Below are 13177 nucleotides of genomic sequence, written 5' to 3'. Positions count from 1 at the left end.
CGGGCAATTGGCGTCGCTTAAGTTTTTGACAAGGAGTTTGAAAATGACCGTTTCGTTCGTCGCCAAGGCGTCGGTCTTGCTGGTGTTCATAGGCAGTACCCTCTATGTGCACCTGCGCGGCAGGGCACGCCTGCCGGTGTTGCGCCAGTTCGTCAACCACTCGGCGTTGTTCGCCCCTTACAATGCCTTGATGTACCTGTTCTCCGGAGTGCCTTCCAAACCCTATCTGGACCGCAGCAAGTTCCCGGAACTGGATGTGCTCAAGGACAACTGGCAGGTCATTCGCGACGAGGCCATGCGCCTGTTCGACGAGGGATACATCCGGGCTGCCGAAAAGAACAACGACGCCGGCTTCGGCTCGTTCTTCAAGAAGGGCTGGAAGCGGTTCTACCTCAAGTGGTACGACAAGCCGTTACCGTCGGCCGAGCAGCTGTGCCCCAGGACCGTGGAATTGGTCAACCGCATTCCCAACGTCCGGGGCGCCATGTTCGCCCTGCTTCCGGGTGACAGCCACTTGAATCCCCATCGCGACCCGTTTGCCGGCTCGCTGCGCTACCACCTGGGGCTTTCCACACCCAACTCCGAACATTGCCGGATCTTTGTCGACGGCCAGATCTACGCCTGGCGCGATGGCGAAGACGTGATGTTCGACGAAACCTATGTGCATTGGGTCAAGAATGAAACACCCCAGACCCGCGTGATCCTGTTCTGTGATGTCGAGCGGCCGCTGAAAAGCCAACTGATGACGCGCCTCAACCGCACCATCAGCGCCTTCCTGGGACGTGCCACCGCGCCGCAGAACCTGGACGACGAACATGTCGGCGGTATCAACCGGGCCTATGCCTGGAGCAAGTCGTTCAGCGACGGTATCAGTGGCCGGGTCAAGCAGTGGAAGCGCCAGCATCCCAAGGCCTACCGCGTGATGCGACCCGTCCTGGCGGTAGCGGTGCTGACGGCATTGGGCTACTGGTTGTTCGTCTGAGCATTGCATTGCACCTCGAGCGCTGGTTATAGTCGGCGCTCTCGGGTTATCAAACCCATCCTTCCAGAGATCGACTCATGTCTGTATCCCCTGTCATCGCGGTTGTGGTTCCAGCGTTGAACGCTGGCGTCGTGCCGTGCGGGGACCAGCAGCGTGGGCAGATCGGTCAATACCCTCCACCTGTCAGTAGCCCTGCGGTGTACGCCGTCGTATCACCGCCAGGTGTTGGCGTTCAGGGCTGATCGGCCGTCGTTGCCGTTCCCTGTGCCCGCCTGAAAAAACTACTGGACTTCAGCTTCGGCTGAGTTGGCTCTTTGCCTGATAACAGGTGGTATTCATGTTTTTCCTTTCCAGAAACGCCTTATTGGCGGCGGCTTCCACGAGCCTGTTCGTCCTGCTGTGGAGCAGCGGGGCGATCTTTTCCAAACTGGGCCTGGCCCATGCTTCGCCCTTCGCGTTCCTGCTGATCCGCTTTGCCATCGCCCTGTGCGCCTTGGTGGTCTTGATCCCGGTGTTAAAGTTCAAGTTGCCCAAGGCGGGCCAACCGATGTTGTACGCAACGGCCACCGGGCTCGTGCTGTTGGGCGCCTATCAGATTTTCTATCTGTTGGCGCTGCAGATGAACGTCACGCCCGGGGTGATGGCGACGCTGATGGGTGTGCAGCCGATCCTTACCGTGGTGCTCATGGAGCGCCAGCGCTCCTGGCAGCGGATGTTCGGCCTGATGCTGGGGTTGGCCGGGCTGGTCATGGTGGTGTACCAGGGCATCGGCCTGGCCGGTATGTCCCTGGCCGGGATGCTGTGCGGGCTGCTGGCGCTGTTGAGCATGACGGCCGGCTCGATCATGCAGAAACGCATCACCGACAATCCCTTGGGCACGCTGCCTGTCCAGTACCTGGCCGGGCTTGTCCTGTGTGCGGTGTTCGTGCCGTTCCAGCCGTTTCACTTCGAGCACAACGCGGGTTTCATCGTGCCGGTGTTGTGGATGGCGCTGGTGGTCTCGGTACTGGCGACGTTGTTGCTGTACCGCTTGATCGCACGGGGCAACCTGGTGAATGTCACCAGCCTGTTCTACCTGGTGCCGGCGGTGACGGCCATCATGGATTACCTGGTATTCGGCAACCGGCTGGCGTTGTTGAGCGTGCTGGGGATGGTGCTGATTATCATCGGGCTGGCGTTCGTGTTTCGTAAAAGCCGCTGACCACCAGCGCGAGAGTGACTGTACGACCGCCATCGCAGCGGCCTCGCTCCCACAGGGTGATCCTTGTGGGAGTGGGTCTGCTGGCGATGGCATTTTCAGCGACGCTGAGGCACCTGAACGGACGTCTGGGCCGCCGGTTTCAACACCAGCCACAACGCCGCCGCAATCAACACCCCGCCATACAGGTGTGCCATGCCCAACGGCTCATCCAGCAGCAGCGCCCCCCACAGCACGCCGAACGGCGGGATCAGGAACGTGACGGTCATGGATTTGACCGGACCGATGGCGCTGAGCAAGCGGAAGTAGAGGATGTACGCCAGGGCGGTACACACCAGGCCCAGTCCCAGCAGCGACAGCCAGACGCTCCAGCCGCCCCAGCTGGCCGGTGGCTGGCTGATGACGCTGTAGCCGAACAGCGGCAGCAGGAACACCGTGGCGCCGAACATGCTGCCCAGCGCCGAGAGTCGGCTGTCCAGCCCGCCTTGATGATCGAGCCAGCGCCGGGTGAGGAAACCGGCGAAGCCATAGCAGGTGGTCGCCATCAGGCAGGCGAGGGCGCCCATCAGCAATTGCAGGTCGAAGGCCACCGGACCGGCGCCGGTCAGGATGCCGACGCCCAACAGGCCGAGGAACACGCCACTGACTTTCGCCACGGTGAGTTGCTCGCTGAAGAACAGTCCGCCGATCAGCACCCCCATCAGCGGTGTCGTGGCGTTGAAGATCGCCGAATAACCGGCCGGCAGCACCTGGGCCGCCAGGGAATAGAAGGTGGCCGGGATGCCGGAGTTGATCAGGCCCAGGCCCATCACGACTTTCAGCTTGCCACGAAAATTCCAGTCGATACGCATCAGCGCCAGGATCACCAGCAACCCGACGAAGGCGATGGACACACGAAAGAATGCGGTGGGGATCGTACCGATGACAGGGGCGATGATGCGCATGAACAGAAAGCTCGCCCCCCAGATGGCGGCCAGTGACAGCAGACGCAGGAGATCGACGAGGTTCAAGAGGGGGTTCCTTCCGTGGTTGGCTGGCAAGTGTCGCCCCCGCGAAGACCGATGGCAATGGTTGCGTTGCCGCGCGATTGGCCTCTAAGCTCAGTCGCCAACAATAAATATGACCCGCCGAGGTTCACCCTATGCCGCAACCATGGCCCGCCATCGATATCGCCCGTTCGATCCTCGAAGGCTTCGACGATTATCGGGAGCATTTCCGGCAGATCACCGACGGCGCCCGTGCCCGGTTCGAGCAGGCCCGGTGGCAGGAGGCACAGGCGGCGTCAGCGGCACGAATCAACCTGTACGAAGAAAAAGTCTTCGAAACCGTGACCCGCCTGCGCCAGGCGTTCGATGCCGAAGCGCTGATGGACGTCAGTTGCTGGCCGCTGGTGAAAAGCGCCTACATCAGCCTGATCGACCTGCGCTTCGACGACGAGCTGTCGGAGACCTGGTACAACTCGATCTTCTGCGGCCTGTTCAGCCACGACCTGATCAGCGACGGCACCATGTTCATCCACACCACCCGGCCCAGCCTGCGCCGGGCCCGCGCTGCCCAGACCCGCACCTACAAGCCCCAGGGCCAACTGGACCGGATGCTGGCGAGCATCTTCGCCGATTACCGTTTCAGCGAGGACTACGCCGATCTGCCGGGTGACTTGCAGCGCCTGGAGGCCCAGCTACGAGAGAACCTGCCGGACTGGGTCTGCAAGGACCCGGAACTGACAGTGGAACTGTTTTCCTCGGTGCTCTATCGCAACAAGGGCGCCTACCTGGTGGGCCGGATCTTCACCCGCGATGACCAATGGCCCCTGGTGATTCCGTTGCTGCACCGCGAGGGCCGGGGCATCCAGATCGACGCCTTGATCACCGACGAGGCACAGGTGTCGATCATCTTTTCGTTCACCCGGTCGTACTTCATGGTGGATGTGCCGGTGCCGGCGGAATTCATCGGCTTCCTCAAGCGCATCCTGCCGGGCAAGCATATTGCCGAGCTGTACACGTCCATTGGTTTCTACAAGCACGGCAAGTCGGAGTTCTATCGCGCGTTGATCAATCACCTGGCGAACACCGACGACCGCTTCATCATGGCCCCCGGGGTGCGGGGCATGGTCATGAGCGTATTCACCTTGCCGGGCTTCAACACGGTCTTCAAGATCATCAAGGACCGTTTCTCGCCGTCGAAAAACGTCGACCGCGCCACGGTGATCGAGAAGTACCGGTTGGTGAAGAGCGTCGACCGGGTGGGGCGCATGGCCGATACCCAGGAGTTCGCCGATTTCCGCTTTCCGTTGAGCAAGTTCGAGCCGGCCTGCCTGGAGGAGCTGCTGGATGTGGCGCCATCCACGGTGTCGGTCGAGGGCGACACCGTGTTGATCCGCCATTGCTGGACCGAACGGCGCATGACACCGCTCAATCTCTATCTGGAAAATGCCAGCGAAGCCCAGGTGCGCGAAGCCCTGGAGGACTATGGCCTGGCCATCAAGCAACTGGCGGCCGCCAATATCTTTCCCGGCGACATGCTGCTCAAGAATTTCGGCGTGACCCGCCACGGTCGCGTGGTGTTCTATGACTACGATGAAATCTGTTTCCTGACCGAAGCCAACTTCCGCCACATCCCCCAGCCTCGCACGCCGGAAGACGAAATGGCTTCCGAGCCCTGGTATTCCATCGGGCCGCTGGATGTCTTCCCCGAGGAATTCCCGCCCTTCCTGTTCGCCGACGCCGGGCAACGCAAACTGTTCGACCAGATGCATGGCGAGCTGTACAACGCCGACTATTGGAAAGGCCTGCAAGAGGCGATCCGGGCAGGGAAGGTGATCGATGTGTTCCCGTATCGGCGCAAGGACCTGGACAACGAGTAACCCGGCAGGCTCCCTCGCCACAAAAGCAGCCTTGACGAAAATCTCCTGTGGGAGCGAGCTTGCTCGCGATGGCGGCATATCGGTCAACATCAATTGAGGCTGAACCACCGCTATCGCGAGCAAGCTCGCTCCCACAAGGATGTGGCGGTGGGCTGCTTTGCGTGTTCGGCGCAATGGCCGCAAATCTGCGACAATCGCCCCTTGCTCAAACCGATGACCCTTGCGTACCTGATGACTGACCAAGCCCCCGCTATCGACAAACTGCTGAAGAACCTCGACCACGCCATGCTCGCCGACCGTCACCGGTTGCGGCGTCAGTTGCTCGAGCTGCGCAAGAAACCCGACGAGGCGAAACTGGCCCAGTGGGTGACGCGGATGCAGGCGTCGTGCGACCAGGTGCTGGCGCGCAAGGCCAGCCTGCCGGTGATCCGTTATGACGACAGTCTGCCGATCGCCGCCAAGCGCGATGAAATCAAGGACGCGTTGCGAAAACACCAGGTGCTGATCATCGCCGGCGAAACCGGCTCGGGCAAAACCACGCAGTTGCCCAAGATCTGCCTGGAAATCGGTCGCGGCCAGCATGGCCTGATCGGCCACACCCAGCCACGGCGGATCGCCGCCCGCAGCGTGGCCAGCCGCGTGGCCGAGGAACTGGGGACGCCGCTGGGAGCGTTGGTGGGGTATCAGGTGCGGTTCGAAGACCAGAGCGATGCCAACACACTGGTCAAACTGATGACCGACGGCATCCTGCTGGCCGAAACCCAGAACGACCGTTACCTCGAGCGCTACGACACGATCATCGTCGACGAAGCCCACGAGCGCAGCCTGAACATCGATTTCCTGCTCGGCTACCTGAAGACCCTCTTGCCCCGTCGTCCCGACCTCAAGGTCATCATCACTTCGGCCACCATCGACCTGGAGCGCTTCTCCAGGCATTTCGACAACGCTCCGATCGTGGAAGTCTCGGGCCGTACCTTCCCGGTGGAAACCTGGTATCGGCCCCTGACCCTGGAGCAGGACGAGGAAGGCAACCGGGTCGAGGACGACCTGACCGTCGACCAGGCCATCCTGGCCACGCTGGATGAAATCGCCGCCCATGAGCGCAGCGAACGCCGCAGCCCTGGGGATGTGCTGGTCTTCCTGCCGGGCGAGCGGGAAATTCGCGACGCGGCCGAGATGCTGCGCAAGGCCCAGCTCAAGCACACCGAGATCCTGCCGCTCTATGCCCGCTTGTCGCCGGCCGAACAGCAGCGGATCTTCCAGTCCCACCCGGGCCGGCGCGTGGTGCTGGCGACCAACGTCGCCGAGACCTCGCTGACCGTGCCGGGCATCCGCTACGTGATCGACAGCGGCACCGCGCGCATCAGCCGCTACAGCTATCGGGCCAAGGTCCAGCGCCTGCCCATCGAGGCCATTTCCCAGGCCAGCGCCAACCAGCGCAAGGGGCGCTGCGGGCGGGTCGAGCCGGGGATCTGCGTGCGGTTGTACAGCGAGGAGGATTTTCTCGGGCGGCCGGAGTTCACCGACCCGGAGATCCTGCGCACCAACCTGGCGGCGGTGATCCTGCAGATGCTGCACCTGCGCCTGGGTGAAATCACCGATTTTCCGTTCATCGAGCCGCCGGACGGCAAGGCCATCAGCGACGGTTTCAACCTGCTGCAAGAGTTGTCGGCGGTGGACCGCAACGGCCAATTGACCGCACTGGGTCGTCAGCTGGCGCGCCTGCCAGTAGACCCGCGTATGGGCCGCATGTTGCTGGAGGCGGCGAAGCTGGGCAGCCTGCAGGAAGTGCTGATCGTCGCCAGCGCCATGTCGATCCAGGATCCGCGGGAGCGTCCGCCCGAGCGCCAGCAGGCGGCCGATCAGGCCCACGCCCAGTGGAAGGATCCGGATTCGGATTTCGCCGGGCTGGTCAATCTGTGGCGTGGTTTCGAAGAACAGCGCCAGGCCCTGACCGCCAGCCCGTTGCGCAACTGGTGCCGGAAGAACTTCCTCAATTACCTGCGTCTGCGAGAGTGGCGCGATTCCCACCGCCAGTTGAGCCTGATCTGCCGCGACATGCAGCTGAGCCTCAACAAGGACCCGGCGGATTACCCGAAACTGCACAAGGCGGTGCTCTCGGGCCTGCTCAGCCAGATCGGCCAGAAAACCGAGGACGGTGACTACCTTGGCGCCCGTCAGCGAAGGTTCTGGGTGCATCCGTCATCGGGCCTGGGCAAGAAGCGTCCGCAGTGGCTGATGACCGCCGAACTGGTGGAAACCACCAAGCTGTACGCGCGCATGGTGGCCAGGATCGAGCCGGACTGGATCGAACCCCTGGCCGGGCACCTGATCAAGAAGAACCACTTCGAGCCCCATTGGGAGAAGAAACGTGGGCAGGTGGTGGCCTATGAGCAGATCACTCTGTTCGGGTTGATCGTGGTCGGGCGTCGGCCAGTGCACTACGGCCCGGTGGACCCGGTGGTGTCCCGGGAACTGTTCATTCGCGAGGCCCTGGTGCGCGGCGAGATCCAGTCCAGGGCCAAATGCCTGGGGGCCAATACCCGCTTGCTGGAGCAGCTCGACGAACTGGAGGCCAAGGCCCGCCGGCGGGACATCCTGGCGGATGAGGAAACCCTGTTCGCGTTCTACGACGCGCGGCTGCCCGCCGAGACCCACCAGACGGCGACCTTCGACAGCTGGTACCGGATCAACAGCCAGAAAGACCCGCAGTTGCTGATCATGCGTGAAGAGGACGTGCTGGCGCGCGAGGCCAGTGAGGTCACTGCCGCGCATTTCCCCGACACATTGCGTGTCGGCGACCTGACCTTGCCGTTGAGCTATCACTTCGAGCCCAATCATCCGCGCGACGGCGTGACGCTGCGCGTACCGGCGCCGCTGCTGCCCATGTTGCCGCCGGAGCGCCTGGAATGGCTGGTGCCCGGCATGCTCGAGGCCAAGTGCATCGCCCTGGTGCGCAACCTGCCCAAGGCCTTGCGCAAGAACTTCGTACCGGTGCCGGACTTCGTCAAGGCCGCGCTGCAACGCATCACGTTCGCCGAAGGTTCGCTGCCTCAAGCGCTGGGCCGTGAACTGCTGCGCATGACCGGTGCGCGGGTCAGCGACGAAGCCTGGACGGAAGCCGCGCAGCAGGTGGAAAGCCACCTGCGCATGAACCTGGAAATCGTCGATGGCCAGGGCAAGTTCCTGGGCGAAGGCCGTGACCTGGCCGAGCTGACGGCGCGATTTGCCGAAGCCAGCCAGGCGGCCCTGGCCGTGCCCCAGACGGCGAAAAGCCAGGCGCCGGTGCAAGCCAAGGTGTTCGCGCCAGTGGCCGAGAAAACCCAGCAGCAGATCGCCGGGTTGTCGATGACGGTCTACCCGGCTTTGGTGGAAGAGGGAGGCGTGGTCAAGGAAGGTCGTTTCCCGACCCCCGCCGAAGCCGAATTCCAGCATCGCCGCGCCCTGCAACGGCTGCTGATGCAGCAACTGGCCGAGACGGCGAAGTTCCTGCGAGGCAAGTTGCCGGGCCTGACGGAGCTGGGCCTGCTGTATCGCGAGCTGGGCCGTATCGATAGCCTGGTGGAAGACATCCTGCTGGCCAGCCTCGACAGCTGCATACTGGAAGGCGAAGCGAACCTGCCCCGCGACGGCGCCGCGCTGGCTTCCCTGGCCGAGCGCAAGCGCGGCGGCTGGACCGAGCACGCCGAACGCCTGGCGAAGCTGACCCTGGACATCCTCAAGCTCTGGCACGGTCTTCAAAAGCGCTTCAAGGGCAAGATCGACCTGGCCCAGGCCGTGGCCCTGAACGACATCAAGCAGCAAATCAGTCATCTGGTGTACCCCGGTTTCGTGCGCGAAACCCCGCACCAGTGGCTCAAGGAGTTGCCGCGCTACCTCAGGGCCGTCGAGCAGCGCTTCGAAAAGCTGGGCAGCCAGGTGCAGAAGGATCGGGTCTGGAGCGGCGAGTTGTCGAACCTCTGGGCGCAGTACCAGGCCCGTGCCGCCAAGCACGCCCAGGAAGGCAAGCGCGATCCGCAGCTGGAGGTGTATCGCTGGTGGCTGGAGGAGTACCGGGTATCGCTGTTCGCACAGCAACTGGGAACCAAGGTGCCGATTTCCGATAAGCGCCTGGGCAAGCAGTGGAGCGTGGTAGAGGGCTGATCGCAGAATCAGGGGGTAGCCCCATGACCCCTGTGGGAGCGAGCTTGCTCGCGATAGCAGTGGTTCAGCTTGCATTGATGTTGACTGATACACCGCAATCGCGGGCAAGCTCGCTCCCACAGGTTTTGTGTTGTAAGTGAGGGAGAATGGGCCAAACGCCAGCGTTTATGGCAAACTTCGCGCCTATAAATGCCGGTCCCGTGGTTTTGAGCTTCAATGCCACGGGCGGATCGGAATAAAGCGATGCCAGGTCTGCTTCCCCAGGATGGGAAAAGACCCTTTGCGTATTGGTACGGTTGTACCAATGCTTTCTGCCTGAACAGATCAGAGACACGACCATGTATAACGTCGTCATCAGTGGCACCGGCCTGTACACCCCGGCCAACAGCATTTCCAATGAAGAGCTGGTGCAATCTTTCAACACCTACGTCGCGCAGTTCAATGCCGACAATGCCGAGGCCATCGAGCGGGGTGAAGTGGAGGCATTGACCGAATCCAGCGCAGCGTTCATCGAAAAGGCTTCCGGTATCAAGAGCCGCTTTGTCATGGACAAGGACGGCATCCTCGACCCGCAACGCATGACCCCGCGCCTGCCCGAGCGCTCCAACGAAGAGTGGTCGGTGCTGTGCGAAATGGCCGTCGGTGCCGCCCGTCAGGCCCTGGAACGCGCCGGCCGCACGGCCGCCGACATCGACGGGGTGATCGTCGCCTGTTCCAACCTGCAGCGCCCATACCCGGCCATCGCCATCGAGGTCCAGGAAGCCCTGGGGATCGAGGGCTTCGGCTTCGACATGAACGTGGCCTGTTCCTCGGCCACATTCGGCATCCAGGCGGCAGCCAACAGCGTGCAACTGGGCCAGGCCCGGGCCATCCTCATGGTCAACCCCGAGGTGTGCACCGGCCACCTGAACTTTCGCGACCGCGACAGCCACTTCATTTTCGGTGACGCCGCCACCGCGGTGATCATCGAGCGGGCGGACCTGGCGACGTCGCCGTACCAGTTCGATGTGGTCAGCACCAAGCTGCTCACCAAGTTCTCCAATAACATCCGCAACAATTTCGGCTTCCTCAACCGTGCGGCAGAAGAGGGCATCGGCACCCGGGACAAGCTGTTCGTCCAGGAAGGTCGCAAGGTCTTCCGTGACGTCTGCCCGATGGTGGCCGAGCTGATCGGGGCTCACTTGGAAGAAAACCAGCTGAACGTCGGCGAAGTGAAGCGTTTCTGGCTGCATCAGGCCAACCTGAGCATGAACCAGCTGATCGTGCGCAAGCTGCTGGGGCGCGAGGCCACCGAGGCGGAAGCACCGGTGATTCTCGATACCTACGCCAACACCAGCTCGGCCGGTTCGGTGATTTCGTTCCACAAGTATCAGGACGACCTGCCCAGCGGCTCGGTCGCGGTGCTCAGCTCGTTCGGCGCCGGCTATTCGATCGGCAGCGTGATCCTGCGCAAGCGTTGATCCACACTTCGGCGAGACGGTTCATTGACGAGGAGATAAATCCCCTCGCCACGAATACATCGTCAGTCTTGCCAGGCAGCGGGGGATTGAATGACGGCCATCGATGACACCCAGCTGCTCCAGCGCCTGCTGGCGGGCGAGCAGCAGGCCTACAAGGAATTGGTCGGCACCTATCAGGGGCCGATGCGCGCCGTGGCCTATGCCATCGTCGGCAGCCGTCATGCCGATGAAGTGGTACAGGACGCCTGGCTGTCGGTGGTGCGAAATCTCAGCGGGTTCCAGGGGCGCTCCAGTCTCAAGACCTGGCTGTTGACCATCACCGCCAACACAGCCAAAGGGCGCTACAAGCAGAATCGTCGCGAGGTGCTGCTCGATGACCTGCCGTCGCCTCACGGCACCGTGGGGGATGATCGTTTCGCCGCCGATGGCCATTGGCTGCTGGCGCCGTTCGCCTGGCATCAGGACTCGCCCGAGGCCTTGCTTACCGAAGGCGAGTTACGTGATTGCCTCGAACACACGCTGCTCAGCCTGTCGCAACTGCAGGGCAGCGTATTGGACCTGCGGGAGCGGCAGGGGCTGGAGTTGCAGGAAATCTGTAATCTTCTGGACCTGACGCTCTCCAATGTACGGGTGCTGTTGCATCGCGCACGGCTGAAGGTCTTTGCGACGGTGGAACATTTCGAGGAAACCGGTGAATGCTGACCTGCAAGGAACAAGTAGCGCGCTCCAGCGATTACCTCGATGGTCAATTGACCTTTCGTGAGCGCCTGATGGTGCGCCATCACCTGATGTTCTGCCCCAACTGCCGGCGTTTTATCCGCCAGATGCGCCTGATGCAGGCGACGCTCAAGCGTCTTCCCCAACCCCCCATTCCCGATCTGGATCACCTCGCCGAAAAGCTTGCCGCCGAGCGTCGCCGAAACATCCGCTGAGTCCTGAGAGCCCCTGTGGGAGCGAGCTTGCTCGCGATGGCGGTGTATCAGGCAAAAAGCTGTCACTGACATACCGCTAGCGCCAGCAAGCTCGCTCCCACAAGGGCTGGCCGTGGTACTGGTTATTTCAATTCGAAGTAAAAAGTTCCGCTGTCATGAAATCTTTATGTGATGGCAACTTGCCTGACACAACCCGCCGCCAAGATCCCCTCCCAACACCAGCGGGCCCGTTTCCGCGTGTTTTCTAACGCATAGACTACCAACAGGGGAATTCTTCGATGATCCGTAAGCACTTCGCAGGTTTTGCCGCCAGCGCGCTGGCAATGGCAGTAACCGCCCAGGCTTTCGCCGGTACCGTCACCACCGACGGCGCCGATATCGTGGTCAAAACCAAGGGCGGCCTTGAAGTCGCCACCACTGACAAAGAGTTCAGCTTCAAGCTTGGCGGTCGTTTGCAGGCTGACTACAGCCAGTTCGACGGCATCTACACCGACAACGGCAATTCGGCCGATGCCGCCTACATCCGCCGCGCCTTCCTGGAACTGTCCGGCGTGCTGTACACGGATTGGGCCTACACCATCAACTACGACATGTCCCACAACAGCGGCGACTCCGACAACGGCTATTTCGACGAAGCGTCCCTGGCCTACAACGGCTTCAAGCCGGTTTCGATCAAGGTCGGTCGTTTCGACCCCGACTTCGGCCTGGAAAAAGCCACCAGCTCCAAGTGGGTCACCGCACCTGAGCGCAACGCTGCCTACGACCTGATCGACTGGACCAACAGCCACCAGAACGGCCTGGGCCTGCAAGCCTCCAGCACCTTCGCCGATTCGTTCTATGCCTCGGCCGGTGTGTTCAGCAAGGACACCGACGACACCGACGGCGACAGCGTCAAGCAAGTCAACGGCCGTTTCGTGTTCGCGCCGATGCATGACGCCGGCAACGTGCTGCACTTCGGTGTGAACGTGGCTTCCCGTGACGTGTCCGACACCGTGTTCGACGCGCGTTATCGCTCCCGCCTGGGGATGCGTGGCGTGGAAACCCTCGGCGGCAACGATGCCGGTCCGAACGGCAACCGTCCGGTACTGGGCGGTGCCAACAACTCGCCGGCCGGCTCCTACGACCGTGACACCGCGTTCGGCCTGGAAGCCGCCTTCGCCATGGGCCCGGCCTCGATCCAGGGTGAATACGTCACCCGCAAGACCAAGGCTGACGCCGACGGTTTCGAAGACATCAAGGGCCACGGTTTCTACGTGCAGGGCGCCTACACCCTCACCGGTGAGTCCCGTGGCTACAAGGTCGGCAAATTCGATTCGATCAAGCCTCAGAACAAGTCCATCGGTGCCTGGGAACTGTTCTATCGCTTCGACAGCCTGACCGTCGAGGACGACAACATCACCACGGCCTCGGCCACCCGTGAAGTGGGCGATGCCGAAGCCAAGGTGCACAACCTGGGTGTGAACTGGTACGCCAACGAAGCCGTGAAAATCACCGGTGCCTACATCAAGGCCAAGACCGACAAGGTCACCAACGCCAATGGCGATGACGACGGTGACGGCTTCGTGGTCCGTGCCCAGTACGTGTTCTGAATCGCGCTGA

The 13177-nt window shown here is 62.2% G+C and carries 9 protein-coding genes; 8 read left to right on the top strand and 1 reads right to left on the bottom strand.

Features of this window, described 5'->3' with window-relative positions; all coding sequences use genetic code 11:
• Nucleotides 1-43 precede the first annotated feature (43 nt).
• Both BW992_RS26405 and BW992_RS26400 read left to right on the top strand, forming a co-directional pair.
• Nucleotides 44-982 (top strand): aspartyl/asparaginyl beta-hydroxylase domain-containing protein, encoded by a 939-nt coding sequence (locus BW992_RS26405; protein ID WP_072398728.1) that lies wholly within the window; start codon nucleotides 44-46, stop codon nucleotides 980-982.
• Between the two features lie 337 nt (nucleotides 983-1319).
• Nucleotides 1320-2183, top strand: coding sequence for a DMT family transporter (locus BW992_RS26400; protein ID WP_072398729.1), 864 nt, complete (start codon nucleotides 1320-1322; stop codon nucleotides 2181-2183).
• Between the two features lie 95 nt (nucleotides 2184-2278).
• On the opposite strand, the gene BW992_RS26395 is transcribed toward BW992_RS26400, so the two are convergent.
• Nucleotides 2279-3190: a DMT family transporter gene (locus BW992_RS26395; protein ID WP_072398730.1), complete on the bottom strand. Its 912-nt coding sequence runs from the start codon at nucleotides 3188-3190 to the stop codon at nucleotides 2279-2281.
• A 131-nt stretch (nucleotides 3191-3321) separates the two neighbouring features.
• Between BW992_RS26395 and aceK the strand changes: the two genes are divergently transcribed.
• The 6 genes from aceK to BW992_RS26365 all read left to right on the top strand — a co-directional run bounded on the left by aceK (nucleotide 3322) and on the right by BW992_RS26365 (nucleotide 13167).
• Nucleotides 3322-5043 (top strand): bifunctional isocitrate dehydrogenase kinase/phosphatase, encoded by a 1722-nt coding sequence (aceK, locus tag BW992_RS26390; protein WP_072398731.1) that lies wholly within the window; start codon nucleotides 3322-3324, stop codon nucleotides 5041-5043.
• A 231-nt stretch (nucleotides 5044-5274) separates the two neighbouring features.
• On the top strand, nucleotides 5275-9186 hold the full coding sequence (hrpA, locus tag BW992_RS26385; protein WP_076407390.1) for an ATP-dependent RNA helicase HrpA: 3912 nt from the start codon (nucleotides 5275-5277) through the stop codon (nucleotides 9184-9186).
• Between the two features lie 338 nt (nucleotides 9187-9524).
• Nucleotides 9525-10646, top strand: a complete 1122-nt coding sequence (locus BW992_RS26380; protein WP_076407291.1) for a beta-ketoacyl-ACP synthase III — start codon at nucleotides 9525-9527, stop codon at nucleotides 10644-10646.
• A gap of 90 nt (nucleotides 10647-10736) precedes the next feature.
• Nucleotides 10737-11348, top strand: a complete 612-nt coding sequence (locus BW992_RS26375) for an RNA polymerase sigma factor (RefSeq protein WP_072398733.1) — start codon at nucleotides 10737-10739, stop codon at nucleotides 11346-11348.
• Nucleotides 11342-11578 carry an anti-sigma factor family protein gene (locus BW992_RS26370; RefSeq protein WP_072398734.1) on the top strand — a complete coding sequence of 79 codons (237 nt, stop codon included), beginning with the start codon at nucleotides 11342-11344 and terminating at the stop codon, nucleotides 11576-11578. Before BW992_RS26375 ends, BW992_RS26370 begins: the two co-directional genes overlap by 7 nt.
• A gap of 278 nt (nucleotides 11579-11856) precedes the next feature.
• Nucleotides 11857-13167 (top strand): OprO/OprP family phosphate-selective porin, encoded by a 1311-nt coding sequence (locus BW992_RS26365; RefSeq protein ID WP_072398735.1) that lies wholly within the window; start codon nucleotides 11857-11859, stop codon nucleotides 13165-13167.
• Nucleotides 13168-13177: the final 10 nt, after the last annotated feature.

Source organism: Pseudomonas sp. 7SR1 (assembly GCF_900156465.1).
GTDB lineage: Bacteria > Pseudomonadota > Gammaproteobacteria > Pseudomonadales > Pseudomonadaceae > Aquipseudomonas.
The sequence above is the reverse complement of the archived record's forward strand: the minus strand, read 5'-3'. Positions and strand labels throughout refer to the sequence as shown.